We start from the raw sequence: 24,087 nt of genomic DNA, 5'->3' as shown, positions 1-24,087 counted from the left end.
CAAGCCGGCTACCACATGGCGGATGGGGCCTGCCCGATCGCCGCAGGTAGTTGGGAGGCAATCAAGCGAAGCGCGGATACGGCGGCCGAGGCGGCACTGATGGTTCGCGAGGGTGCTTCCTGGGTCTATGCGCTGAGCCGTCCGCCGGGACATCACGCCTTTGCCGACATGGCCGGCGGCTTTTGCTACGTCAATAATTCGGGTGTTGCGGCGCAGGTGCTTCGGGGACGGCACGATCGCGTGGCGATCCTCGATGTCGATGTTCATCACGGCAATGGCACACAGGGCATGTTCTACAGGCGGGCGGATGTCATGACGGTGTCGATCCATGCCGATCCGGTCCGCTTCTATCCGTTCTTCTGGGGGCATGCTGACGAGCGTGGGGAGGATATGGGCCTCGGCTACAACTACAATCTGCCACTACCGCGCGGCACCGACGATGAGAGCTATGAGCCGGCGTTGGCTGCGGCGATGCGCCGTATCGAAGCATTTGCCCCTGGAGCGTTGGTGGTGGCTCTGGGACTCGATGCCTACAAAGAGGATCCGCAGGGTGGATTTGCGATTACGACCGGCGGTTTTGGCCGGATTGGCGAGATGATCGGGCGCCTCGGATTGCCGACCGTTCTTGTACAGGAAGGTGGTTATCTCTGCGATGATCTGGCTGCCAATCTGACCTGCTTTCTTGAAGGTTTTGGGACAACTCATAAATCCTGACGGGTGGTAGAGCTTGCCGGAGCGGGATTTGTGACCAACCTTTAACTTGCGTGGGTTGAGCGCGCTCCGGATCATGGTTCCGGAAAATAAGAGTGACGGAGCATAAGGGTCTCTAAGAGCGCCCAAAAAAGGGAGAGAAAAATGCACCGACAAACCGTTAGTGTATCCGCGACGACGAACGGCGGATCGCGGCTTGCATTCGTTGTCGCTTCCTTTCTCGTTCTGTTCGCGGCTTTGGTATTTGCGGCGGGATCGCATGCCGCGGATACGATGGCCGATCCGACCAAGCCCGATCCGTCGATCGAGGGCCAACCGAACGAGGCGTCCGGACAGGATCTCTATACGCGTGGCTTCTATCCGGAGGCGCTGGCCGAGTGGAAAAGAGCTGTCGAGATCAATAAGGATCCCGGTGCGGCGTTCCGACTTGGCGAGGAACATTTCGATGCCAAGGTGGTCGAGCGTGACGTGGAAACGGCGCTCAAATACTACTTCATCGGCGCACAGGGTGGCGACAAGCGGGCGCAGATGGATCTGGGCTCCATGTACGACAAGGGATGGGGTGTACCGCAGGACATGAAAGAGGCCGCCCGGTGGTTCGAAGCGGCGGCGAGGCAAGGCCTCGAAAGTTCGCAATACAACATTGCCACTATGTATGAGGATGGTGTCGGCGTCGAAGCGGACAAGGTCAAGGCGTATATGTATTACCAGTTGGCGATCGAGGGCGGATTTCCGCGCTTTGCGACCGAGGCGATCGAGCGGTTGTCGGAGTCCATGACGTCGGCCGAGATCAAGGAAGCTTCGGTGCTGGCCCGTAACTTCAAGCCGTTGACCCGCGAAGAGAGCGTTGCGGAGGTCGCTGCTGCGTCGACGGAAACGGATGTCAATTGACAAGGCCGGACATTCGACGAAACCGAAGCCCCGGAGCCGATCTCCGGGGCTTATTTCTTTTGGCGAGGGGGGCGAGGCGCTATCATTCGCGCGGCTGAAAAGGGAGGTGCGCGATGACGGATGTCTGGTCGAACTGGTCGGGTTGGGTGAAAGCATGGCCGCGGCACGTTGCTGCGCCGGCGACCGAGGGAGAGGTTGCCTCGATCATTCGTGACGCACCGTCGCCAATTCGTACCGCTGGACGGGGGCATTCGTTCACGCCGCTTGTCGAGAGCGATGGAACGATTTTGACGCTCTTCGGTCTTTCTGGTGTCGTTGACCATGATCCGGTGGCGATGACGGCGCGCATCAAGGCTGGCACGACCATTCGCGATCTCGGGCCGGAACTTTTTGAGCGCGGTCTGGCATTGCTCAATCAAGGCGATATAGACAGGCAGACGTTGGCCGGCGCCGTCGGAACGGGAACGCACGGGACGGGCGGCGGGCTCGGATCGCTCTCCGCCAGCGTCAAGGCTTTTCGACTTGCGACGGCGGGTGGCGAAGTGATTTCCTGCAGTCGTACAGAAAACTCCGATGTTTTCGACGCTGGGCGTGTGAGTTTCGGCAGTCTTGGGGTTATGACCGAAATCACCATGCAGTGCGCGAAGATGTACGCACTGGAGGAAACCGGCGGGCGCATGCCGATCGCCGAGGCGCTCGACAAGGCCGAGACGTTGCGCGACGAGGCGCGACATTTCGAGTTTTTCTGGTTTCCCTTCGCCGACCAGGCGCTCATCAAATTTTTGCGCGAAACCGACAAAGAGCCGCGCGTGCGTCGCCGCAAACCAGATGGCGAAATGTCGCGCGGCGACAAGATCATGCAATTGGCTTGCGAGACTTCCAGGACGTTGCCGTTTCTGCGCGGTCCCCTGCAGAAGTTTCTGACTTCGTCCAGCGGATCTCGCTATTCGAGCGGACCGAGCGACGGGGCCGAAGGGCAGCCCGCAAAATTGCGCTGGTCGCATGATGCGTTTCCGAGCGACCGCAATGTACGCTTCAACGAGATGGAATACGCCGTGCCGGCGGAGCGGGGCCCCGATTGCATTCGCGAGGTTGGCGAGCATATGCGCAAATGCGGAACCAACTTTCTCTTTCCGCTGGAGTTCCGCTATGTCGCCGCAGACGACGCATGGCTCTCGCCATTTTACCGGCGGGATAGCGCAACGATTTCGGTCCACCAATATCATCGTCAGCCCTACAAGGAGTTGTTTGCTGGAGTGGAGGATATTTTTCGCAGCTACGACGGAAGGCCGCATTGGGGCAAGCTGCACACGCGTGGTGCAAAGGATTTCGAGGCGCTATATCCCAAATGGGACGCCTTCCAGGCGGTGAGGCGGCAACTCGATCCGGCGGGTAAATTCCTCAATGCGCATCTGAAACATGTTTTCGGCGAAACGTGAGCGCTATTCTTGTTCGACGACTGCGACGGGCTGGCCTTCCGAAACCGCCTCTTCCTCCGCGACTAGTATCTCAAGCAGTCTACAATTGGACGGCGCGCAGACCGGGATTTCCATTTTCATCGATTCGAGAATCAGAATCGCGTCGTCCTCCGCCAGTCGGTCACCGGGTTTGGTCTCGATCTTCCAGACCTTTCCTGTAATTTCGCTTTTGATTGCAATGCTTGTCACGTTGCGTCTTCCATTATTCGGTGCAGGCGCCGAGCCGCACGAAGCCCGCTTCGAGATCGGCGATCAAATCGTCCGGGTCTTCGAGACCGGCGTGAAGCCGCAACATCGGTCCCTGCGTTTCCCATTTCGTGGCTGTGCGGATTTTTGCCGGGTCTTGCGGAATGATCAGGCTCTCGAAGCCACCCCATGAATAGCCCATACCGAAAAGCTCGAGCCCGTCGAGCATGGCAGCGAGCGCGGTCTCGGATGCAGGTTTGAGTTCAATGCTGAAAAGCCCGCTCGCGCCGGTGAAGTCGCGTTTCCAGAGTGCGTGTCCGGGATGGCTTGGCAGTGCTGGATGAATGACGCGCGCGACCTCCGGTTTTTTTTCGAGCCAGCGGGCGAGCACAAGACCCGTCTCCATGTGGCGTGCGAGGCGGACCGATAATGTGCGAATGCCGCGCAATACGAGATAAGCGTCGTCCGGGCCGGCGCAGAACCCGATGGCGCCGTGGCTGACAAGCGTATCGCGCCATGCTGCTTCCGTCGTCGTGATCGCGCCCATCATGACGTCGGAATGACCGCAGAGGTATTTGGTGACAGCCTGGATCGAAACGTCGACGCCATGATCGAACGGTTTGAAATAGAGCGGCGAGGCCCAGGTGTTGTCGAGCATCATGATTGCGCCGGCCTTGTGTGTGGCCTCGGCGATAGCCGGAACGTCTTGTATCTCGAAGGTCACCGAACCGGGGCTTTCCGCGAAGACGACCGCGGTGTTTGATTTGATGCGTGCTGCGATGCCGCTGCCCACACACGGATCGTAATACTCGACATCGACACCGTATCGCTTGAGAACGCGCTCGCAAAACTGGCGCGAGGGCTCATAGACGCTATCCGTCATCAGCAGGTGATCGCCGGTCCGGAGATGCGCAAGGAGCGCGGCGGTGACGGCAGAGAGCCCCGAAGGGGTCAGCAGCGTGCGATGGCCGCCCTCGAGTTCGGCAATCGCCTCCTGCAGGGCGGCGGATGTCGGCGTGCCGCGCCGGCCATAGGTGAATGGTTGATTGCGTGTCCGGACCGCGTCAAGGGTCGGATAAAGAATGGTCGAGGCGTGATAAACCGGTGGATTGACGATGCCGAAATTGGCCTCGGGGTCTCGGCCTGCGGTGACGATCAGCGTGTCCTGCTTCATCTTCATCCAGTCTCGTCCGTCAATTGGCGTCGGTCGATCATGCCCGCGGCCATTCGCGTCATTCAAGGGCCAAAATGCCTTTTGGCAAAAGGGAACCTGGCAAGATGAACTAGAGGGTTTGCGTGCGGGCCCCCGGCGGTTAGTCTCGACGAATCCAGCATAGCATTTTCATTGAATACACTGACAAAGGACGCTGAATGAGGAATCCCGTGGTCGCCCTTGTCCTGGGCATCCTGATCGGTGTCGGTGGGCTCTATTTTATGCTGCCCTACGATGCGGCGGCTGTGCTTGCCGGGCGAGGAACGGCACCGGCGGCTTCCGCGGATGCCGAGCCGGGTGCCGAGCGGGCGGGAGCAGGCGAGACGTTGCGGCGCGTCAAGCGGCGCGGCTTCCTGCAATGTGGCGTCAGCCAGGGGCTTGCCGGCTTTTCCAGCCCCGATGAGCGTGGCCGGTGGTCCGGTATCGATGTCGATTATTGCCGGGCGATCGCTGCGGCCATTTTCGGTAACGGCGAGAAAGTTCGCTTCCGGCCGCTTTCGGCCAAGGACCGTTTTACGGCCCTGCAATCTGGTGAGGTCGACATTCTGTCGCGCAACACCACATGGACGATGTCGCGCGACACACAGCTCGGCTTCGATTTCGCCGGCGTCACCTATTACGACGGGCAGGCATTCATGGTGCGGAAGAGTTCCGGCATCACAAAGGCAGAGCAGCTTGCGGGAGCGACGATCTGCACACAGACCGGCACGACGACGGAACTCAATCTTGCCGACTACTTTCGCGGCCGCGGGCTCGACTACCGGGTGCTCTCGTTCGAAAAGAACGACGAGGCGATCAGCGCCTACGATCAGGGGCGATGCGACGGCTACACGACAGACGCCTCCGGACTCTACGCCGAGCGGCTGAAGATGCAACGACCGGAGGATAATATCGTCTTGCCCGAGATCATTTCCAAGGAGCCGCTCGGCCCCGTGGTGCGGCAGGGAGATCCACAATGGGCGGACATCGCGCGCTGGACGCTCTCGGCGCTGCTGAATGCGGAGGAACTTGGCGTCACGTCCGAGAACATTGAAGAGATGCGTGAGAGCGACAATCCGCTGGTTCGCCGTCTTCTGGGTGCGGAAGGCTCGTACGGCGCATCGGTCGGGCTCGGGCCCGATTGGGTGATCGATATCGTGCGTGCCGTCGGCAACTACGGAGAGATTTTCGAGCGCAATGTGGGTGTCGATACGCCGCTCGGCATTGAGCGCGGGCTGAACGCGCTCTGGAATGACGGGGGCGTGATGTATGCGCCGCCGATCCGCTGACGGATCATATGTAAAGGGGCGGGGGAAGGGCATGCAGAAACCCGTTAAACGCGAATCCGGTATGGGGATCAGCTGGTACAATCCGCGTGTCCGCGCGATCGCCTATCAAGCGGGCGTATTGGCGGTCGTCATCGCCGTCGTCTGGTTTTTTACGGCAACGGCGCAGGAAAATCTCGAACGCCTCAATATTTCCACCGGCTTCGGTTTCCTCGACACAACGGCCGGCTTCGGCATCATCCAGACCCTGATTCCCTACACCGAGCAATCGAGCTATGGCCGGGCCTTTCTGGTCGGTCTGCTCAACACGCTCTCGGTCGCGGTCATTGGCATCGTGCTCGCGACGATGCTCGGCTTTGTCGTTGGCGTCGCGCGGCTATCGCGCAACTGGTTGGTTGCGAAGATTGCCGCGGTTTATGTGGAGGTGATGCGGAATATTCCCCTGCTGCTGCAACTCTTCTTCTGGTATTTCGCGGTGCTGCGGCCGTTGCCCGGCCCGGCGGACAGCATCGAGGCGCTGCCTGGCGTCTTTCTCAGCAATCGCGGATTGATCGTCCCCGATCCGGTTTTCGATGCGGGCGCCGGCCTGTTCTTTGGTGTGCTCACTGCGGCGGTCGTGGCCGGTTATGTGCTGGTCCGATGGGCGCGGGCGAGGCAGCGCGCGACCGGCCAATTGTTTCCGGCCTTGCGTGTTGCAGCGGCGCTGATCATTGTCTTGCCGCTTCTCGCGTGTGCCATCGGCGGAGCGCCCTTCCATCTGGAGTCCGCGACGCGCGGCGCTTTCGATTTCAGCGGCGGTGTGCGTCTGCTACCGGAGTTCGTGGCGCTGGTGCTGGGGCTCACTCTCTACACAGCAGCTTTCATCGGTGAAATCGTCCGCGCGGGCATCCAGTCCGTCGACCGAGGGCAGGGCGAGGCGGCAGCGGCGCTAGGTCTCAGGGACAACACAACGCTGCGACTCGTCGTGGTGCCCCAAGCACTACGTCTCATCGTGCCGCCGCTGACAAGCCAGATTCTCAATCTGACGAAAAATTCTTCTCTGGCCGTCGCAATCGCCTATCCCGACCTCGTCGCTGTTTTTGCCGGCACGGTACTCAATCAGACGGGGCAGGCCATCGAGGTTATCGCCATCACCATGGCGGTTTATCTGACCCTCAGTCTCGCGACGTCACTGGCGATGAACTGGTACAATGCGCGTATCGCGCTCAGAGAGAGATAGGCCATGAGCGCGATCGACATGATGGGCCCGCCTCAAAAATCCGGAAGTGTTCTCGGCTGGCTCCGGCGCAATCTCTTTTCGAGCATCGGCAACACCGTGCTGACGCTGGTTGCCGCCTATCTGTTGTGGCTCACCGTGCCGCCACTGCTCAACTTCGCGATTTTCGACGCCGTGTGGACCGGTGAGACACGCGAAGCCTGTCTGGGTGAGGGCAAGGGCGCCTGCTGGCCGCTGGTGTGGGCGAATTTTGGCCAGTTCATTTATGGCCGCTATCCGGAATCGGAGATCTGGCGGGTCAATATCGTGTTCGCGCTGGGCTTCATCGCGCTGGTGCCGATGCTCATTCCTTCCGTCCCCGCCAAGCGTTTCAACGTGATCTTTCTGCTCATCGTCTATCCGCTGATCGCGTTGGTTCTGCTCGCGGGCGACCGGCCGGGACTGCGGCCGGTGCCAACCAGCGAATGGGGCGGACTGCTGGTCACGCTGGTCGTCGCCGTCACCGGCATCGTCGTTTCGCTGCCGCTCGGCATTGTGCTGGCGCTCGGGCGACGCTCGTCGATGCCGGCGATCCGGATGTTGTCGATCATTTTCATCGAGTTCTGGCGCGGGGTACCGCTGGTGACGGTGCTGTTCATGGCGAGTGTCATGTTGCCGCTGTTCTTGCCCGAGGGTTTGAGCCCCGACAATCTGTTGCGCGTACTGGTTGGCGTTGCGCTTTTCTCGTCGGCCTATATGGCCGAGGTGGTGCGCGGCGGTTTGCAGGCCATACCGGCGGGGCAGTATGAGGCAGCCCGCGCCGCTGGTCTCAGCTACTGGCAGACGATGGGGCTTGTCGTGCTGCCACAGGCCTTGCGCCATGTCATTCCGGGTATAGTCAACACGTTCATCGGCCTCTTCAAGGACACGACGCTGGTGCTGATCGTCGGCATCTTCGATCTTCTTGGGCAGGTCAGGGCGCAGCTCTCCGACCCGAACTGGACCGTGCCGCAGGGTGCGCTGACCGGCTATCTCTTCGCGGGGTTCGTTTTCTGGATTTTCTGTTTCGGCATGTCGCAATATTCAAGTTTCATGGAGCGTCGGCTGAATGCCGGGCGCGGCCGCTAGGAGGGCAGAATGGCGGCGGATACCGCAAAAGCGATACGCGTCTCGGACAAGGTGATAATCGAGATGTCTGGCGTGAACAAATGGTTCGGCGATTTTCACGTGTTGAAGAATATCGACCTGACGATCAAGGAGGGTGAGCGGATCGTCATTGCCGGGCCGTCGGGCTCGGGCAAGTCGACACTGATCCGCTGTATCAATCATCTTGAAACGCATGACGCGGGGAAAATCGTCATCGATGGTATCGAGCTGACCGAAGACCTGAAACGTATCGACGAGGTGCGGCGCGAAGTCGGCATGGTCTTCCAGCAGTTCAACCTCTTCCCGCACATGACGGTACTCGAAAACTGCACATTGGCACCGCTTTGGGTGCGCAAGATGCCCGAGGCCGAGGCACGCGACATGGCGATGAAGTTTCTGGAGCGCGTACGCATTCCCGAGCAGGCCGACAAGTACCCGGGCCAATTATCGGGCGGTCAGCAGCAGCGTGTGGCGATCGCGCGGGCGCTCTGCATGAACCCGAAAATCATGCTCTTCGATGAACCAACCTCGGCACTCGATCCGGAAATGATCAAGGAAGTGCTCGACGTGATGGTCGAGCTGGCGCGCGAGGGTATGACCATGCTCTGCGTGACGCACGAAATGGGTTTTGCGCGCGAGGTCGCCAACCGCGTCGTCTTCATGGATGAGGGCGAGATCATCGAGCAAGCCCCGCCGGAGGAGTTTTTCAGCGCTCCGAAAAACGAACGGACCAGGTCGTTCCTGGCGCAGATCCTGGCGCACTAGGATCGCTGGTGCTTCAATCTATCTCCTCCAATTCCGCTTCCTCCTGCGCATAAGGCGTGAAGCCGTAGCGCTGGTAGAGGGGGAGTGCGCGAGGGTGGTCCAGCGTGCAGGTCTGCACGATCAGGCGTTTCGGGCCGCGCGCCCAGGCAAGCGCGATCGCCTCGCCGAGCAGGAATCTTCCAAAGCCTCTTCCGACATGCTCGGGCATTACACCAAGGAACGAAAGTTCGACGCGTTCGGGGGTGCGGAAGTCGAGCTCGAAAAATCCCGCCGGAATGCCCCCACAATAGAGGACGTAGATCTCGACTTCGTCATGCTGGACGATGGCCGCAAGCGCTTCGTCCGAAAGCCGTTTGCGGTTGACCCAGACATAGTGACGTCCGACCTCGTCGTAGAGGTAGCGATAGAAATGGACCGGCGGCTTTTCGGCGCGCATCAATGCGTATTTGCCGATCGGGCGCGGGACGGGAGGTAGCCGCGGCTCAGCCAGCATTTCGAGATGCGTGACGATCGTCTTGTGCTTCTTCCCCATACGCTTCCAGCCCGGTGATCAGTCAGGCTTCGACGGGCATCTCCATTACGGCGCCCCACTCGGCCCATGAGCCATCATAGACGGGGACTTGCGGCTTGCCGAGTACGGCGAGGCCAAGGGCGAGAATGGAGGCAGTGACGCCGGAGCCGCAGGTTGTCACCACGGGAGCAGACAGATCAAGGCCAGCGCGGTCGAATAGCGCGCGAAGCTCTTCGGGCTTTTTTAGTGTGCCGTCGGCGGCGATGAGTTCGGAGGCGGGCAGGTTGAGGCTACCCGGAATATGCCCGCTCCGGAGCCCCGGGCGCGGCTCGGGTTCGGTCCCGTTGAAGCGGCCGGGGCTCCGGGCGTCGAGCACTTGTTCGGCCCGTGTGTCGAGATTGGCCATCATGTGGGCGAGGTCGCGGATGAGGCTCGTATTGCGGCGGGCCGTGAAATGGCGGGCGCTATAGCACGGCCTCATGTCGTCGACCGGCCGATTTTCATCTCTCCACTTCCGGAGGCCGCCATCCAGTACCGCGACATCGTCGTGGCCCATGACGCGGAACATCCACCAGACGCGGGCGGCGCTGAAGAGCCCGGCGCCGTCATAGACGACGATGCGGGTGCCGTCTCCGAGGCCCAGCGCGCGGACGCGGGAGGAGAATTTCTCCGGTGCCGGCAGCATGTGGGGGTAAGGGCTCGTCTGGTCGCAAATTTCGTCGATATCGAAGAAGACCGCGTCGGGGATGTGCGCGCGTTCGTATTCGGCGCGCGGGTTGCGCTGCGCTTGCGGCAGGTACCACGAGGCGTCGACCACCCGAACGTCGGGCGCGTCGAGATGCGCGGCGAGCCAGTCGGTCGTCACGAGCGTTGAAACGGGGGCGGGCATTGTCGAAATCCTTGCGGTTGACGCTCAGAGCCAGTCCGGCGCCGGCAGGCCCTTTTCCTTCAGGAAGGCCGGGTTGAACATCTTGCTCTGATAGCGCGTCCCGTAGTCGCAGAGGACGGTGACGATTGTATGACCGGGGCCCATTTCCCGGGCGAGGCGGATGGCGCCCGCCACGTTGATGCCGCTCGAACCGCCGAGGCAGAGTCCTTCTTCCTTCAGTAGGTTGAAAACGATGGGCAGAGCCTCCTCGTCGGGAATCTGGAAGGCTTCATCGATCGGGGCATCCACAAGATTGGCCGTGATGCGGCCCTGACCGATACCCTCCGTGATCGACGTGCCCTCGGCTTTCAATTCTCCGTACTTGTAGAAATGATAAAGCGCCGCACCCATCGGATCGGCGATGCCGATTTTTACATTCCTGTTCCGCTCTTTCAGCGCCATGCCGACGCCGGCCAGCGTGCCGCCAGTGCCGACGGCGCAAATGAAGCCGTCGATCTTGCCGTCGGTCTGCTTCCAGATTTCAGGGCCGGTGGTTTCGATATGGGCGAGGCGGTTCGCGACATTGTCGAATTGATTGGCCCAGATGGCGCCATTCGGTTCCTTGGCCGCAAGCTCCTCCGCAAGACGGCCCGAATATTTGACGTAATTGTTTGCATCCTTGTAAGGGACCGCGGGCACTTCAATCAGCTCGGCGCCGCAGAGCCGCAACATATCCTTCTTTTCCTGCGACTGTGTGTCTGGGATGACGATGACGCTCCGGAAGCCGAGTGCGTTGCCGACAAGGGCGAGGCCGATGCCGGTGTTGCCGGCGGTGCCTTCGACGATGACACCGCCCGGCTTCAGCGTGCCGCGCTTCACGGCGTCCTGAATGATGTAGAGCGCCGCGCGATCCTTCACCGACTGGCCTGGATTGAGGAATTCCGCCTTGCCGAGAATTTCGCAGCCCGTTTCCTCCGAGGCGCGCTTCAGGCGCAGGAGCGGCGTGTTGCCGATCGAGTCGACCAATCCGTTCTTGATATCCATGAGACTTGGGGGCTTTGCTTTTGTCGGTGGCAGGGGAACTGGAACATACGGACGAGGGCCCCTGCGTTCAAGGTGAAACACGTGGCTTTTGTCTTCATGCGATGCGTGATTTGTTCATCATAAGCCATTGAATCATAAGGGTTGTTTTGGCGTCTGCAATGCGACCGTCCTGCGTCGCGGCGTAGGCCTCGGCAAGCGGCACGACGACGGCGCGAATATCCTCGTGCTCATGTGCGAGCCCGTGAATGCCGCCTGTGCCGGAGAGGTTGGCGGAAGCCGCATAGAGATGGGTCCGTTCGCCGTAGCCGCCGGGTGAGGACCAGACTGTCGCCATGTGGACCGGCGTTCCAATTTCGCAGTCGGCTTCCTCGCGCGCCTCGCGGATGACAACATCGGGTGGCGTCTCGCCAGCGTCGACAATTCCCGCCACCGCTTCGAAAAGCCAGGTTGCGCGATCCCACACGAGGCCGCAGGCACGAAACTGTTCGATGAGCAGCACGGCATCAAGTGTGGAATCGTAGGGCAGGACCATCGCGACCTCACCGATGGTGTAGATGTCGCGGGTCACCTCGTCGGACCATGTGCCGTCGAAGCGCCGATGCCGGAAAACCATGCGTTCGAGCATGCCCCAGCCGCGGCCGATGATCTCGCGCGATCGGATATCGACGTCGGCAAGGCTGCGCGGCGTCGGAACGAGACGTTTCTCCATGAGAAGCTCCGGGCTGGCGGAAGTCACAAGTCTAGCTCACCGACTCAAGGTCGCGCGAGCGTCACCTGCGTTACATCGATATTGCCGGAGCGAAAGCCCGCTTCGCAATATGAGAGGTAATACTCCCACATGCGGCGAAAGCGTTCATCGAATCCCTGGTGCTGGATGTCAGGCCATGCGGCCCGGAAGCGTTCGCGCCACTGGCGCAGCGTTTCGGCATAGTCGAGACCGAATTCCAGATTTCCAGCCCATGTCAGGCCGGCGCGCTGGACCTGTTGTTTCAGTGCCGAAGGAGAGGGCAACATACCGCCCGGGAATATGTAGCGCTGGATGAAGTCCGCACGCCGGCGGTAGGCGGCGAAGGAGCGGTCCGCAATAGTGATGATCTGCAACCCGGCTTTCCCGCCCGGCTTCAGGCAGTTGCGTATCTTGTCGAAATAGGCGGGCCAGTATTGTTCACCGACCGCCTCGAACATTTCGATCGAGGCAATGCGGTCAAATCGCTCATCGACGTCGCGATAATCCTGATAGCGAATGTCTACCTTGTCGCCGAGGCCTTTTTTTGCCATTCGTTCCCGGGCAAAGGCCAGCTGTTCCTTGCTGATCGTGATACCGGTCACTCTGCAGCCGATCTCGCCTGCCGCATATTCGGCAAAGCCGCCCCAGCCGCTGCCGATCTCGAGCAGGTGATGCTCGGGTTTGAGGTCGATGCCTTCAGCCAGGGAGCGGTATTTGTTGATCTGTGCGGCCGACAGATCCTGTTCCTTGTGCGCGAAGCGGGCCGAGGAATAGGTCATGGTGGGGTCGAGCCAGCGGCGGTAGAAACTGTTGCCGAGGTCATAGTGATATTCAATGTTGCGCTTCGAGCCGCTCTTCGAATTGCGGCGCAGCATGTGCCCCAATCGCGCGACGAAGCGGAAGACTGGATTACCGGTCAACTTCTCCTGCAGGGCATCGGCGTTGCCGAGAAAGAACTCCAGAAACGTCGTCACGTTTGGGCTGTCCCACATGCCGTCGAGAAAGGCTTCGGCGGCTCCGAGGTCGCCGTTGGTGAAGAAGCGCCGGGCGAGACCGAAATCACGAATGACCATCAAGGCATCGCTACCTGGTTCAACGCCACGAAAACGCAGGCAGCGCCCATCCGGCAGGACAACGGTCAGAGAGCCGCGCCTGACACGTAACAGCAGCCGGAAGGCGAGACGGGCAAGACGCGGAATACCGTCCAACACGGCGAGATTATCGACCGTTACATCAACCGGAACCAGCTGCGTTGCTGGCTCCATGGGCCTGTCATGCATGCCGCCCTGGGCAACAAGTGGCGAGTTCTGCATTGCTGCGAGATCTCCTCCTCTATTCAGCCGTCAAAAGCACTATAGGCCAATACCCGCAAAGCCCCAACGCTTCCCGGCGTATATGACTACGGGCCGAAACAGCGGTTGGTTCATGCTGTGAAGGGGATTTCCCTTGGGGCGTTACCAAAAGGGCGAGCGGGCCGGCGATTGGCGCAGCCCTCGGCTGCGCGGTTTCGAATGTGGCTCCCCGGGCCGGATTCGAACCAGCGACCAATCGGTTAACAGCCGATTGCTCTACCACTGAGCTACCGGGGATCACATCGAAATGGCCCCGAACGGAGCCGCCGATGAGCGGTGCATATAGCAAAGACATTTGGCCCATACCAGCCAAATGTCTTGTTCCGGCCACCTTTTCCGCTTATCTGCCTTGGCGGACGGGTCGCCGGGAGGGACCCTTACGAACCTCTCGGAGAGAGCAATCTGTCATGGCCGCTGTGCGTCTGGGCAAGCGTAAAATCAATATTCCGGGGACGCCGGCCATCCGAATTGTGATCGGCCTCCTCCTGGTGGTTTTCGGTATTTTCGGTTTCCTCCCGTTCTTTGGATTCTGGATGCTGCCGCTTGGTGTCGTCGTACTGTCGGTCGATTTGCATCCGGTTCGCCGGTTCCGGCGTCGCTTTGAGGTCTGGTGGGGTCGCCACCGGCAGCGCAAACGGGCCGAACGGCGCGCGGCGGGACAGCGGCAATGGCCTTCCTCAATCGATCCCGAGTGAACGGATCGGCCGGGCCAGCGCAAAGGGCAATCCGCTCAGCAGCACTTCCAGCATGCGCCGGTCCTGATATTCCCCATTGAGAGAAAGACGCGGCAAGCGGCAAGGTCGCCCGGCATGCTCCGGTTTGATGAGGCCTTTGCGAGTCGTCGTTGCCGAGCGGAAGCCGAGCGCTTCGGCGCGGGCGAAGTCGGCGTGGCCCGCCGACGACGGGTCGCCATAGGGATAGGAAAAATGGCGCGGGCGGTAGCCGAGTTCGGCCTCCATACGTACCAGGCCCTGTTCGATATCCATCCGAGCGCGCGCATCGGTAAGTCCTGCCTGCGCGAAATGTTCGGCAGTATGCGCCTCGACGCTTGCCAGCGGATGGGCGGCAAGCGTTCTTACTTCATCCCAGTTCATTGCCAGTTCGCGCGTCAGCGCTTGCATATCGAGCCCGTGTTCGGCGGCGAGGCGCTGCACTTCGGCACGCAGCAGGTCTTCCGGCAGAGCGCGCAGCGCCCAATAGATTTTGTTCCAGGCGGCGATCTTTTCGCCGGCGTCGCGCGTGAACATGGTGATCTCGCCGGTGGGTAGCGTAACGCGGATCGCGATGGCCGATGCGATGATGCGTTCAAGCGCAACCCACCATATTTCCGCCGTGCCATCCGGGAGGCCGGTCGTCAGGTAGACCGTAAACGGAACATCGTGACGTTCGAAAACGGGCAGGGCGTCGGTGAGGTTGTCGCGGTACCCGTCGTCGAGCGTGAAAACGGCGAAGCGCTCCGAACGGGTGCCTTCCAGCAGGCGCGTTACTGCCTCATCAAGGCTGATGCAGGCATAGCCGAATTCGCGGACGAGGCCGATTGTCTCCTCCAGAAATCCGGGTGTGATTTCGAGGAGCCGATTGGGTGCGAAGTCGCTGTCGTCCGGTGCGCGTACGCGATGCAGCATGAAAATGACGCCGATGCCCGCCAGCGACGTCGGCGCCAGCCGCGCCGCACCGCCGGCGTGGAGTGCCAGCAGCATGCGGCCCATGGTGGTCGGCTTTCGATATGTGTCCGTTTGCGCGCTTGTCATTCCTAAAACCTGCGGGAGAGCCGACTTCCACATTTTGGCGTGAAAAGGTTAACGCGATTCCACTAGCACGGCCCTTGCAGCAGGAGGGGGCAGCGGGAATGAGCGTCCGAAATCGAGAAAAAACGACGCCGCCCGCCGAACGACGAATGACAACCCAGCGTTGCGAGGCCCCCGATGACGCCGCTGACCAAGACGACTGCCGATATATGTGCCTTTCCGGTCCTTCCGGACGGAGACCAGCAGGAATCCGCACAAATTCTGACCGGTCCCTGGAACGAAAGCCCCAAGAGCGGTCTGGATGTGTTGCTTTCGGTCCATGAAGAATTCGAGCCGCTGAAGGCCGTTTGGCAGAAACTGGAACGCACCGGCGACTGCACGCCCTTCCAGACCTATGCCTGGCTCTCGGCCTGGCAGCGTCATATTGGGACAAAACAGGACGTCCGGCCGGCTATTGTTGTTGGATGGGACAGCAGGGGCGACGCGCTGTTCATCCTGCCGCTGGCCATCCAGGGGAACTGGCTGTGTCCCCGCCTGGTCTGGCTTGGCGGCGATCTCGGCGACTATCAGGCGCCGCTGCTGTCGAAGGAGTTTTCGCACCGGGTCGGCTCCGCCGGGTTTCCGGCGCTTTGGGCTCAGGCGCGCAAGCTGCTGCCGACCCATCACATTGTTTCGCTCGACCGGATGCCCGAGCGCGTGGGTGCGCAGGCCAATCCTTTCATGGCGCTGGATGGAAACCGCTTTCACCCGTGTTTCGCGCACAAGACGGTGCTGAAATCCGATTGGGAAAGCTACTATGGCGAGAAGCGCTCGTCGGCGAGCAGGAAACGCGACAAGCAGAAGCGCCGCAAGACCGAAGAACTCGGGCCCGTGTCTCTGGTGATGCCGACGACGGTCGAGGAGCGCCTTGAGACGCTCGACGCACTGATAGCGCAGAAATCCGTGGCCTTTGCCCGCATGGGTGTCGCCAATCTCTTCGACAAGCCGGGTTATCGCGACTTCTACCGTGATCTGGCGACCAGTGCCGATGCTGGCGATATGATTCACATTTGTTACCTCGATGTCGGCGGCGCGGTTGCGGCGGCGAATTGGGGCGTCAGCTTTGGTGGCCGCTATTCTTATGTTCTGGCCAGCTATGACGAGACAGCCGAAACGGCCAAATACGGGCCGGGCGTGATCCAGCTCATGGAGCTGATGGCTCATGCCACCGCGACCGATCATAGCGAGTTCGACTTCACGATTGGCGATGAAGCCTACAAGGAGCAATGGTGCGAGGTCGAGGTCCCGCTCTACGACCATATGGAGCCCAACAGCCTGATGGGCTGGATCGGTCTCGGACCCGAAATCGCCTACTCCGTGGTTAAACGTTTCATCAAGCAGAGCCCGGTACTTTGGCGGTGGTTTACCCGGTTACGTGCCACCGCCGGCTCATTGCGCACGACCGGAGCCTGAGGGCTTTCGACATGGACGTTAACGCGCTCCCCCGGCCGCTGCGGCGGATCGGCGAGGCTGTTGCCGCGAAGCTCGACGACGGACACCTCGCCGGCGTCGTGCGCGGAGCCGCGTTCGTGATGGGGATTCGCATTGCCGGAGCCGCCGTTGCGCTGCTCAGCCAGGTTTTACTGGCGCGCTGGATGGGCGCCTATGAGTACGGAATTTTCGCTTACGTCTGGGTTTGGGTGATCGTGCTCGGGATCGTCGTGCCGATGGGTTTCGGCACGTCTATCCTCCGCTTCGTCCCGGAATACCGCGCCAAGGCAAAGTGGCGCCGCATGGCCGGCATGCTGACGGCCTCATTCTATATTGTCCTGGCGCTCGGCCTTGCGACGGCATTTGTCGGTGTCGCGGTCCTTTGGGCGGCGCGCGGACACATCGAAAGCTATTACTTTCTGCCACTGGTCGTGGCGCTGCTTTGCGTGCCGGCCTTTGCATTGATGGACTGGCAGGAGGGCGCGGCGCGAGCTTTCGGCTGGGTCAATCTCGCCTATATCCCGTCCTATGTCGTGCGGCCGCTTGCCATCGTCGCGTTCGCCGGCGCCCTTCTGCTGTTCTCCGGCACACCGACCGGGTTGCAGGTAATGCTGGTGGCGCTTGCCGCCACTGTGCTGACGCTGGTCGGTCAGCGCGTGTTGCTGATGCGTCGCGTCGCGCGAACGATACCACAAGCCAGGCCCGTCTTTCATGTCCGGCATTGGGTCGCCGTCTCGGCGCCGCTGGTTCTGGTCGAGGGGTTGTTTCTCGTTCTCATCAACACCGACATCGTGTTGCTCGGCTATTTCGTTCATCCCGACGAGATCGGCGTCTATTTCGCGGTTACGCGCATCGCCAATCTGATGGCGTTCATCTGCTTCGCACTGTCGGCGCTGGCGGTACCAAAATTCGCAGAGCTTCACGCGGCCGGCAAGCACGATGAATTGCAGACCTTCATGCATGGCGTTATCCAGTGGATATTCTGGCCGACGCTCGCCGCGGGGTTGTTTCTGCTGGCGATCGGTGAATTCGCGCTCGGACTTTTCGGTGAAGGCTTTGCCGCAGGCTATTCCGTCCTCTGGTTGTTGATGCTCGGCTTCCTGGCACGCGCCGCTACCGGCCCGATCGAGTATCTGCTCAACATGACCGGCAACCAGAACGCGACCGCCATCGCCTATAGCTGCGCGGCGGTGCTGAACGTCGCACTCAATCTCGTGCTGGTGCCGCGCTTCGGCCTCGAAGGTGCCGCCGCGTCGACTGCCGTCTCGATCGTTTTTGCCACTGCCTGGCTTGCCGTCATCGTCCGTCGGCGGCTCGGCATTACCGCCTTTGTTTTTGCCGGCGTCCGGCATCGTCTGTTCGCAACTGCCTGAAAACGGCGCAAGGAAGGAATATGACCGATATTCGCCGGTATCCACTTTTGCCCAGCTTTGGCGGCGCGCGTGATGAGCGTGCAGCACCTCTCTCCGTCGAAACGCTGAACCATGCGGCAGGCTACGCCTATGACAGGCCGCCATCCGCCGACATCGTTGTGCTGGAGAGCGCCGACGCGATGACACCCTATCTCGGCAGCATCGACGAACTGGCGCGCGCTTCAGCCGACACCAATCCGCAATTTGAAAGCGCGACTCTGGCGGCCTCGATGGAGTATTTGCAGGGCAGAGTGGCCGCTCGCGTCGCGCTGGTCTGGAGTACGCCGGACAGTGATGGCAAGCGCCAGTTGCTCGGTGTCTTTCCGTTCAAGAGCCGTCAGGGACATTTCGGGATACCGGCGCCGGTCTGGTCGCTTTGGGAGCATATTCACAGCTACACCGTTACGCCGCTGGTGCGCGTCGGGCATGAGCGCCGCGCGATCCGGTGTTTTCTCGCCTTCGCCGATCAGTCCGGCGCGGCGCTGGTGCGCTTTCCGCTGTTCGAGGCGCTGGGCGCATTCGATACGGCGCTCGAGGAAGTCCTGCATGAGCGTGTGTGGCGCGAGACCGATAGGCATGAACGCGCCTTCCTGCAGTCCGATCTCGACGAGGACGCCTATCTGGCAACACATATCCGCAAGAAGAAGCGGAAGGAGTTTTCGCGGTTGTGGAACCGGCTGGCCGAACAGGGCGATCTGAAGTTCGTCGTGCATGACGGTGGTGACGACACGGCGGCGTGGGTGCAACGGTTCCTGATGCTCGAAGCTGCCGGCTGGAAGGGCAAGCGCGGCACCGCGATGAAAGTACGTCCGCATGAGCGGGCCTGGTTCGAAGCGATTTGTGCGGGCGCCGCAGCGCAAGACAAGCTTGTTCGTACGGAGCTGACGCTCGATGGCAAGCCGGTGGCGATTCTGGCGAGCTTCCGCGCCGGCGCCGGCCTCTACACGTTCAAGATCGCTTTCGACGAGGCATACGCGAGATATTCGCCGGGCACGTTGCTGATGCTGAGGTGTATTGGCGCTTTCCTGCGCGATGATCGTATCGCGTGGGTCGATTCCTGTGCCATGCCCGGTCACCCGATGATCGACCACATCTGGGCGCAGCGCCGCACGATGCGCAGCGTCACAGTCGCGGCGCGGCATCGCGCCGGCCCGCTTTTCCTCTCGTGGAGTGTCGCGGCGACGCATCTCGCCGAGAACGCGCGGGCAAGATTGCGTGTTTTCTATAACAAAATTCGCAAGGAAATAGAGAATGACCAAGCTGATTGAGATTGAACCGGGCTCGGTTTCTTCTTCGTTGCCGGAGGCAACGTTTCGCGTTCGCCACCATCTGGCCGATCATCCGTTGTTCCAGCTCGACCGCTTGGCGCGTCTCGCGGCTTCGCTGCCTGCCGACCGGATCGAATTCAACGGACCGGTCGAGCCGAACCAGGACCCGGACCTGACGCCGTCGAACGGCATGACGCCAGAAGAAACCGTGCGCCGTATCGAACATGCAAAATCGTGGATGGTCATCAAGAACGCCGAATCCGATCCCGAATACAAGGCGCTGCTCGACGCCTGTCTCGACCAGGCAGCGGAGCAGACTGACGGCTTGATGGGCGGTGCGCTCGACCGGCAGGCCTTCATCTTCGTCACGTCGCCCGGCAATGTGACGCCCTTTCATTCGGATCCGGAGCAGAACTTTCTGCTGCAGATTCGCGGCTCCAAGCGCATGTCGCTCTTCGATCACCGCGACCGGGAGGTCGTCAGCGCCGAAGACTCGGAACTTTTCCCCGGCAAGCATCGCAATTTGCCTTATTGCGATGAATTCGAGGCGAAAGCGACACATCAGCATATCGAGCCCGGCGAGGGCATCTTCGTGCCGATCTTCGATCCCCATTGGGTAAAGAATGGCGAGGCTGTGTCCATCTCATTTTCGATTACCTGGCAGACCGAGGAAACGCAGCGGTTGGTGAAGCTCTCCTACGTGAATGCGGTGCTGCGCAAATTCGGTTGGCCGCAGGCGCCGGCAGGTACCGATGAAACCTGGGATTGGGTCAAAATCGCCGCTTATCAGGCGTTGCGTCCGGTCTACGACGCGGCCAAGAAGCTGCTCGGCGATCGGCGCAAGGCTCTGGCTATCTTTCTGGGACGCAAGGCCACTGGAGCGGCGGCCTGAAGCGACCTAAGGCCTATCTGGCGGCGAGACGGCGGCGCGGTGCGCGTACCGGATATTCCTCGATCGCCGTGTCCGTGAAGCGGCGATAGCGCTTGAGATCGACCCGCGTCAGCAGGAGGCCGATGCGCCGGTTGCTGGCGGCCGAGAGCATCTTTAGGACACGCGCCACGACATGGCGGCTCGTCGAGGACCAGCGCACGACGAGAACGGTAACATCCGCAAGTTTGGTCAGAACCTGCACATCCGCGGCAGCCATGGCGGCCGGTGAGTCGACGATCACATAGTCGTAGGTCTGCTGAAGTGCCGCGAGCACCCATTGCATTTGCGGAGAGGCAAGGGCCGCCGTCGGATTTGCAAGCGTCGCACCGGCTTGTAGCAGATGTGCCGGGCTGCCGGGCTCTTGCCGGATGACGTGCTGGAATGCGGCACGACCCGTCAGTAACTCCGACAAGCCCGGAAGTGGCGCGGCGCCAAGTGCGATGTGGAGCGAGGGCGCCCGCATATCGGCGTCGATGACGATCGTGCGGTGTCCGCCCAGCGCAAAGACGCGCGCGAGGCTCGCTGCCGTCGACGTTTTTCCTTCGCCCGTTACGGACGACGTAACGAGAATGGTTCGCGCGCGCCGATTGCCGATACGCGCCATCAACACATTGCCCTGCAGCGCGCGGATCGATTCGGCATAGAGGCCGTTGGGATCGCGCAGTATGTCGGTCACCGGCGTCCGCGAACCTGAGCGGCGGTCAAGCTCGGGTATCAATCCGAGGAACGGCATGCCTGTCACGCGCTCGATTTGCTCACCGATCCGGAAACCGCGCGCAAAAACCTCGATCAGGAACACGACAAGGAAGGCGAGGATCAGTCCGGCGGCGGCACCGAGCATCAATGTCGAACCGGTTCGAGGCGATGTGGGACCGGCCGGCTGCTGAGCGCGGGAAACGATGCGTGCATTGGCGGCTTGCGTGTCGGCTTCGGCACGGGCCTTGGCTTCTTCGTAGCGACGCAGAAATGACTCGAGAAGCGTACGGTTGGTTTCGGCTTCGCGCTGCAGCGCTCTGAGCTTTACATCGTCCTGATTGAGTTGGGCGGTGCGACGCTGCGCACGATTGAGGTTGTCGCGCAGCGCCGCGACGCGCGCGTTGGCGACGCGCGCCTCGTTTTCCAGCGCCTCAATGACCTTGTAGACTTCCTTTTCGATCTGCATTTCGAGATCGGCGAGGTTCGCCAGCGACTCCATCATGCGGGGATGTGTCGGAAGCAACGTTTCTGACATTTGCGCGATTTGGGCGCGCAGCGCAACTTCCTGCTGGCGCAGGTTCTGGATCAGCGGTGATTGCAGTACTTCCGCAGCGGTGTTGACGGCATTGCCCGAGGCGATGAGATTGCGCGCATTGGACAGCCTGGCCTGTGCGCCTGCGCGATCCGCTTCGGCCGAAGAGAGCTGGCTGTTGAGTTCCGTCAACTGCTGTTGCGGCACTGTCGATCCGTTGGTCAGAAAAAGGCCCGATGCGGTCCGGAAAGTCTCGACCTCCGCTTCGGATTCCTGAACCTTGATGCGCAACTCGTCGATCTGCTGTGCGAGCCAGCGCGTTGCCTCGCTGTTGACGCTCGTATTCTCCTCGACTTGCTGCGCAATATAGAGCTCGGCCAGCCTGTTGGGGACAGTCGCCGCCATGCGCGGGTTCGCGGACGTAAAGACGATCGCTATGACACGCGAGCCGGACTTCTGGAAGACTTCCAGTCGCCCCAGCACCTGATCGGTGATTTCTTCGATATCGGTGATCCGCTCAGGATCACGCAGGCCGAAGGTGATGGCTATGCGGTCGAAGAAACCTGGCTGGCGAAGCGCCGGATTGAACTCCGGACTGGCGCCCAAACTCAGATCCTGGATAAGTCGTGCGATCAGACGGCGCGACGTCATGACCTGTATTTCGCTTTGCAACGTCTCGCTGTCCGGCAGCGGACCTTGCAATTCGGTATCGAAGGTCGAGATTTCGCCGGCGCGGGGCGACAGCATGACGCGCGTTTCGACGGTGTAGGTCGATGTCGCGGTCACAAGCCAGAACAGAACCAGCGCCATGAATCCGGCGAAGACGAGGGCGACGATTTCCTTGCGTGCCCAGATGCCGCGCAGGATGTCCCACGGCGAAATGTCGCCGCTTGCGCCGGCGCCGGGCGCGGCGCGGCGCCTGTCGCCGAAGGTCACAGCCTGAGTCATGTGGGTATCGGTCATCAAATCCGCCCGCAAGGTATGTGCAAGACGTGCCCGCCACGTGTGCGGAAGCTCGCAAATACCCCCATCCAATGCAGCTTGCAGTAGACGGCTTTTAGGTAACGGAAGCCTTAACGCGGGCCGCTGGCGCCGGGCAAAGCCGACGCCAGCCGCGACTTTTCGAAAGGATGACGGGCTGTATGCATCCCGATGATTGCGAAAAATTAACCCTTCCAGCGGTACCGTCCGAAAGGACAAATCGGTTGGAAGAGATGCGCGGATGAAGGCCGGGTTTTATTGTATTTTGGTGGCCCTTTCCATGAGCCTTACGGCTTGCGCGTCGTATGGTGTGGTCGACCAGCGACCGGTGACGAGTGAGTACGACGCTTACCTGCTCGACACAGGGGATCAGCTTCGAGTCACTGTGTTCGGTCAAACGGACCTCAGCGGCGATTTTACGGTTGACGGAACAGGCACGGTTTCGATGCCGCTGCTGCCGCCGATCGTTGCGCGCGGTCTGACAACGGACGAGTTCGAAGACGTCGTCGCGACCGAACTCGGTCGGCGCTTGCTTCGCAATCCGAACGTCAGCGCTCAGGTGATGCAGTTTCGACCATTCTTCATTCTCGGGGAGGTGCAGCGCGCCGGGCAGTACCCGTATGTCAGCGGTATGACGGTTCAAAGTGCCGTTGCCATTGCGGGTGGCTATAGCTACCGCGCCAATGAAGATCGTGTGCGGATCACGCGCAATCTTGGCGACCGCATTGTCGAGCTCAACGTCGATAGCAAGGCAATCGTCATGCCGGGGGATACGGTTCTTGTCAGGGAGCGGTATTTTTGATGCATCCCTCGACGCAGAACCGCGCACTTGCGCCGACAAAAGTGCTGCATGTAATGAGGCTGCCGACCGGCGGTCTTTTTCGTCACGTGCGGGATCTCGTGGCCGGTCAACAGGATGCAGGTATTGCGGCGGGCGTTGTCTGCGCCGTGCCGCCTGATGATGGCGTTTCAGGCGCGCGGCTTGCAGCGCTCGAAGCAAGGTGCGGCCTCGGCCTCCATGTCGTACCAATGCGTCGGTTGCCGGGGTTCGGCGACATTTCCAATATGCGCGAAATCGGCGCGCTGATCGCCCGGCTTCACCCCAATGTTGTTCACGGGCACGGAGCGAAGGGCGGCTTGCTGGCGCGTTTGGCGCCCGTGAGCCGCGACGCGATTCGAATTTATACACCGCATGGCGGTACGCTTCACTACAGCGGCATGACACCGCACGGCTTTGCGTTTCTCGCGACGGAACGGCTGATGCGGAGCCGGACTGATGGATTCATTTTCGAATCCGAATTCAGCCGAACGGAATTCATCGCAAAAGTCGGCAAACCGGGCGCCGCCGCCGCGGTCATCCATAACGGGCTCGCGAATACGGAGTTTTTGCCCATCGGTCACGCAGACGCTGCCGCCGACTTTCTGTTCATCGGCGAATTGCGCATGCTGAAGGGCGTTTCGACGCTCATCGAAGCGATGAAACTACTCGGTCGTCCGGCACGATTGAAAATCGTCGGCGAAGGCCCCGACCGGGCTCATTTCGAAGAATTGGCGCGCACGCTGCCACCCGGCATCCGCATCGAGTTTCTTGGCGCGATGCCGGCGCGCGCCGCGTTTCGGCTGGCGCGCATTGTCGTAATGCCATCCTGGAACGAGTCGCTTGCGTATGTTGGTCTCGAGGCCGCTGCCGCCGGAAT

23 protein-coding genes and 1 tRNA gene are annotated in these 24,087 nt (G+C 61.1%); 14 read left to right on the top strand and 10 right to left on the bottom strand.

Going from position 1 to position 24,087, the window contains the following annotated elements:
* From WEB61_RS08615 to WEB61_RS08605, 3 genes are all read left to right on the top strand, one after another.
* A partial coding sequence (locus WEB61_RS08615; protein ID WP_368063927.1) for a histone deacetylase family protein occupies positions 1–714 on the top strand: 714 nt, incomplete at its 5' end.
* Between the two features lie 270 nt (positions 715–984).
* Positions 985–1,602: a tetratricopeptide repeat protein gene (locus tag WEB61_RS08610; RefSeq protein WP_368063926.1), complete on the top strand. Its 618-nt coding sequence runs from the start codon at positions 985–987 to the stop codon at positions 1,600–1,602.
* A 113-nt stretch (positions 1,603–1,715) separates the two neighbouring features.
* Positions 1,716–3,041, top strand: coding sequence for a D-arabinono-1,4-lactone oxidase (locus WEB61_RS08605; protein WP_368063925.1), 1,326 nt, complete (start codon positions 1,716–1,718; stop codon positions 3,039–3,041).
* Between the two features lie 3 nt (positions 3,042–3,044).
* Here the strand turns inward: WEB61_RS08605 and WEB61_RS08600 are convergent, their stop codons facing one another.
* Positions 3,045–3,269 (bottom strand): acetyl-CoA carboxylase biotin carboxyl carrier protein subunit, encoded by a 225-nt coding sequence (locus WEB61_RS08600; RefSeq protein ID WP_368063924.1) that lies wholly within the window; start codon positions 3,267–3,269, stop codon positions 3,045–3,047.
* Positions 3,270–3,282: 13 nt separating this feature from the next.
* Positions 3,283–4,446 (bottom strand): cystathionine beta-lyase, encoded by a 1,164-nt coding sequence (gene metC / locus WEB61_RS08595; RefSeq protein WP_368063923.1) that lies wholly within the window; start codon positions 4,444–4,446, stop codon positions 3,283–3,285.
* Positions 4,447–4,637: 191 nt separating this feature from the next.
* Here metC and WEB61_RS08590 point away from each other — a divergent pair, with 191 nt between their 5' ends.
* Genes WEB61_RS08590 through WEB61_RS08575 form a run of 4 tightly spaced genes read left to right on the top strand, consistent with a single transcriptional unit; the run spans position 4,638 to position 8,850 of the window.
* Positions 4,638–5,747: an amino acid ABC transporter substrate-binding protein gene (locus WEB61_RS08590; protein WP_368063922.1), complete on the top strand. Its 1,110-nt coding sequence runs from the start codon at positions 4,638–4,640 to the stop codon at positions 5,745–5,747.
* A 31-nt stretch (positions 5,748–5,778) separates the two neighbouring features.
* The gene (locus WEB61_RS08585) at positions 5,779–6,963 is read left to right on the top strand and encodes an amino acid ABC transporter permease (protein ID WP_368063921.1); all 1,185 of its coding nucleotides are present in this window, start codon (positions 5,779–5,781) and stop codon (positions 6,961–6,963) included.
* 3 nt (positions 6,964–6,966) lie between these two features.
* On the top strand, positions 6,967–8,067 hold the full coding sequence (locus WEB61_RS08580) for an amino acid ABC transporter permease (RefSeq protein WP_368063920.1): 1,101 nt from the start codon (positions 6,967–6,969) through the stop codon (positions 8,065–8,067).
* 9 nt (positions 8,068–8,076) lie between these two features.
* Complete coding sequence (locus WEB61_RS08575) at positions 8,077–8,850, top strand: amino acid ABC transporter ATP-binding protein (protein WP_368063919.1); 774 nt, start codon at positions 8,077–8,079, stop codon at positions 8,848–8,850.
* A gap of 13 nt (positions 8,851–8,863) precedes the next feature.
* Here the strand turns inward: WEB61_RS08575 and WEB61_RS08570 are convergent, their stop codons facing one another.
* From WEB61_RS08570 to WEB61_RS08545, 6 genes are all read right to left on the bottom strand, one after another.
* Positions 8,864–9,382: a GNAT family N-acetyltransferase gene (locus tag WEB61_RS08570; RefSeq protein WP_368063918.1), complete on the bottom strand. Its 519-nt coding sequence runs from the start codon at positions 9,380–9,382 to the stop codon at positions 8,864–8,866.
* A 22-nt stretch (positions 9,383–9,404) separates the two neighbouring features.
* On the bottom strand, positions 9,405–10,250 hold the full coding sequence (sseA, locus tag WEB61_RS08565) for a 3-mercaptopyruvate sulfurtransferase (RefSeq protein WP_368063917.1): 846 nt from the start codon (positions 10,248–10,250) through the stop codon (positions 9,405–9,407).
* A 24-nt stretch (positions 10,251–10,274) separates the two neighbouring features.
* Positions 10,275–11,273, bottom strand: coding sequence for a cysteine synthase A (locus tag WEB61_RS08560; RefSeq protein WP_368063916.1), 999 nt, complete (start codon positions 11,271–11,273; stop codon positions 10,275–10,277).
* Positions 11,274–11,367: 94 nt separating this feature from the next.
* A complete protein-coding gene (locus tag WEB61_RS08555; protein WP_368063915.1) occupies positions 11,368–11,982 on the bottom strand; it encodes an NUDIX domain-containing protein in 615 nt (204 codons plus the stop codon).
* Positions 11,983–12,026: 44 nt separating this feature from the next.
* Complete coding sequence (locus tag WEB61_RS08550; RefSeq protein ID WP_368063914.1) at positions 12,027–13,313, bottom strand: class I SAM-dependent methyltransferase; 1,287 nt, start codon at positions 13,311–13,313, stop codon at positions 12,027–12,029.
* Positions 13,314–13,514: 201 nt separating this feature from the next.
* Positions 13,515–13,589, bottom strand: a tRNA-Asn gene (locus WEB61_RS08545).
* A 170-nt stretch (positions 13,590–13,759) separates the two neighbouring features.
* Here WEB61_RS08545 and WEB61_RS08540 point away from each other — a divergent pair.
* A complete protein-coding gene (locus tag WEB61_RS08540; RefSeq protein WP_368063913.1) occupies positions 13,760–14,047 on the top strand; it encodes a hypothetical protein in 288 nt (95 codons plus the stop codon).
* Here the strand turns inward: WEB61_RS08540 and WEB61_RS08535 are convergent.
* Positions 14,030–15,103 carry a polysaccharide deacetylase family protein gene (locus tag WEB61_RS08535; protein WP_368063912.1) on the bottom strand — a complete coding sequence of 358 codons (1,074 nt, stop codon included), beginning with the start codon at positions 15,101–15,103 and terminating at the stop codon, positions 14,030–14,032. The genes WEB61_RS08540 and WEB61_RS08535 overlap by 18 nt on opposite strands.
* Positions 15,104–15,277: 174 nt before the next feature.
* On the opposite strand from WEB61_RS08535, the gene WEB61_RS08530 reads away from it, so the two are divergent.
* From WEB61_RS08530 to WEB61_RS08515, 4 genes are read left to right on the top strand one after another with little or no spacing between them, the layout of a single operon-like run.
* Positions 15,278–16,552, top strand: coding sequence for a GNAT family N-acetyltransferase (locus WEB61_RS08530; protein WP_368063911.1), 1,275 nt, complete (start codon positions 15,278–15,280; stop codon positions 16,550–16,552).
* 11 nt (positions 16,553–16,563) lie between these two features.
* Entirely contained in the window at positions 16,564–17,943 is a 1,380-nt protein-coding gene (locus WEB61_RS08525) for a polysaccharide biosynthesis C-terminal domain-containing protein (RefSeq protein WP_368063910.1), read from the top strand.
* Positions 17,944–17,963: 20 nt separating this feature from the next.
* Positions 17,964–19,250, top strand: a complete 1,287-nt coding sequence (locus WEB61_RS08520) for a GNAT family N-acetyltransferase (protein WP_368063909.1) — start codon at positions 17,964–17,966, stop codon at positions 19,248–19,250.
* Positions 19,234–20,142, top strand: coding sequence for a cupin-like domain-containing protein (locus WEB61_RS08515; protein WP_368063908.1), 909 nt, complete (start codon positions 19,234–19,236; stop codon positions 20,140–20,142). Before WEB61_RS08520 ends, WEB61_RS08515 begins: the two co-directional genes overlap by 17 nt.
* A 13-nt stretch (positions 20,143–20,155) precedes the next feature.
* Here the strand turns inward: WEB61_RS08515 and WEB61_RS08510 are convergent, their stop codons facing one another.
* Positions 20,156–22,372 (bottom strand): GumC family protein, encoded by a 2,217-nt coding sequence (locus WEB61_RS08510; RefSeq protein ID WP_368063907.1) that lies wholly within the window; start codon positions 22,370–22,372, stop codon positions 20,156–20,158.
* 259 nt (positions 22,373–22,631) lie between these two features.
* Here WEB61_RS08510 and WEB61_RS08505 point away from each other — a divergent pair, with 259 nt between their 5' ends.
* The gene (locus WEB61_RS08505; RefSeq protein ID WP_368063906.1) at positions 22,632–23,192 is read left to right on the top strand and encodes a polysaccharide biosynthesis/export family protein; all 561 of its coding nucleotides are present in this window, start codon (positions 22,632–22,634) and stop codon (positions 23,190–23,192) included.
* On the top strand, positions 23,192–24,087 hold an 896-nt coding region (locus WEB61_RS08500; RefSeq protein WP_368063905.1), incomplete at its 3' end, for a glycosyltransferase. The genes WEB61_RS08505 and WEB61_RS08500, both read left to right, overlap by 1 nt.

This window comes from Parvibaculum sp. (assembly GCF_040882025.1).
Lineage (GTDB): Bacteria > Pseudomonadota > Alphaproteobacteria > Parvibaculales > Parvibaculaceae > Parvibaculum.
This window is presented reverse-complemented; position numbering and strand designations above follow the sequence as displayed.

Coding starts and splice junctions, on each gene's coding strand:
- WEB61_RS08610 (WP_368063926.1), top strand. CDS start 985: ATGGCCGATCCGACCAAGCCCGATCCGTCGATCGAGGGCCAACCGAAC.
- WEB61_RS08605 (WP_368063925.1), top strand. CDS start 1,716: ATGACGGATGTCTGGTCGAACTGGTCGGGTTGGGTGAAAGCATGGCCG.
- metC (WP_368063923.1), bottom strand. CDS start 4,446: ATGAAGATGAAGCAGGACACGCTGATCGTCACCGCAGGCCGAGACCCC.
- WEB61_RS08590 (WP_368063922.1), top strand. CDS start 4,638: ATGAGGAATCCCGTGGTCGCCCTTGTCCTGGGCATCCTGATCGGTGTC.
- WEB61_RS08585 (WP_368063921.1), top strand. CDS start 5,779: ATGCAGAAACCCGTTAAACGCGAATCCGGTATGGGGATCAGCTGGTAC.
- WEB61_RS08580 (WP_368063920.1), top strand. CDS start 6,967: ATGAGCGCGATCGACATGATGGGCCCGCCTCAAAAATCCGGAAGTGTT.
- WEB61_RS08575 (WP_368063919.1), top strand. CDS start 8,077: ATGGCGGCGGATACCGCAAAAGCGATACGCGTCTCGGACAAGGTGATA.
- WEB61_RS08570 (WP_368063918.1), bottom strand. CDS start 9,382: ATGGGGAAGAAGCACAAGACGATCGTCACGCATCTCGAAATGCTGGCT.
- sseA (WP_368063917.1), bottom strand. CDS start 10,250: ATGCCCGCCCCCGTTTCAACGCTCGTGACGACCGACTGGCTCGCCGCG.
- WEB61_RS08560 (WP_368063916.1), bottom strand. CDS start 11,273: ATGGATATCAAGAACGGATTGGTCGACTCGATCGGCAACACGCCGCTC.
- WEB61_RS08555 (WP_368063915.1), bottom strand. CDS start 11,982: ATGGAGAAACGTCTCGTTCCGACGCCGCGCAGCCTTGCCGACGTCGAT.
- WEB61_RS08550 (WP_368063914.1), bottom strand. CDS start 13,313: ATGCAGAACTCGCCACTTGTTGCCCAGGGCGGCATGCATGACAGGCCC.
- WEB61_RS08540 (WP_368063913.1), top strand. CDS start 13,760: ATGGCCGCTGTGCGTCTGGGCAAGCGTAAAATCAATATTCCGGGGACG.
- WEB61_RS08535 (WP_368063912.1), bottom strand. CDS start 15,103: ATGACAAGCGCGCAAACGGACACATATCGAAAGCCGACCACCATGGGC.
- WEB61_RS08530 (WP_368063911.1), top strand. CDS start 15,278: ATGACGCCGCTGACCAAGACGACTGCCGATATATGTGCCTTTCCGGTC.
- WEB61_RS08525 (WP_368063910.1), top strand. CDS start 16,564: ATGGACGTTAACGCGCTCCCCCGGCCGCTGCGGCGGATCGGCGAGGCT.
- WEB61_RS08520 (WP_368063909.1), top strand. CDS start 17,964: ATGACCGATATTCGCCGGTATCCACTTTTGCCCAGCTTTGGCGGCGCG.
- WEB61_RS08515 (WP_368063908.1), top strand. CDS start 19,234: ATGACCAAGCTGATTGAGATTGAACCGGGCTCGGTTTCTTCTTCGTTG.
- WEB61_RS08510 (WP_368063907.1), bottom strand. CDS start 22,372: ATGACCGATACCCACATGACTCAGGCTGTGACCTTCGGCGACAGGCGC.
- WEB61_RS08505 (WP_368063906.1), top strand. CDS start 22,632: ATGAAGGCCGGGTTTTATTGTATTTTGGTGGCCCTTTCCATGAGCCTT.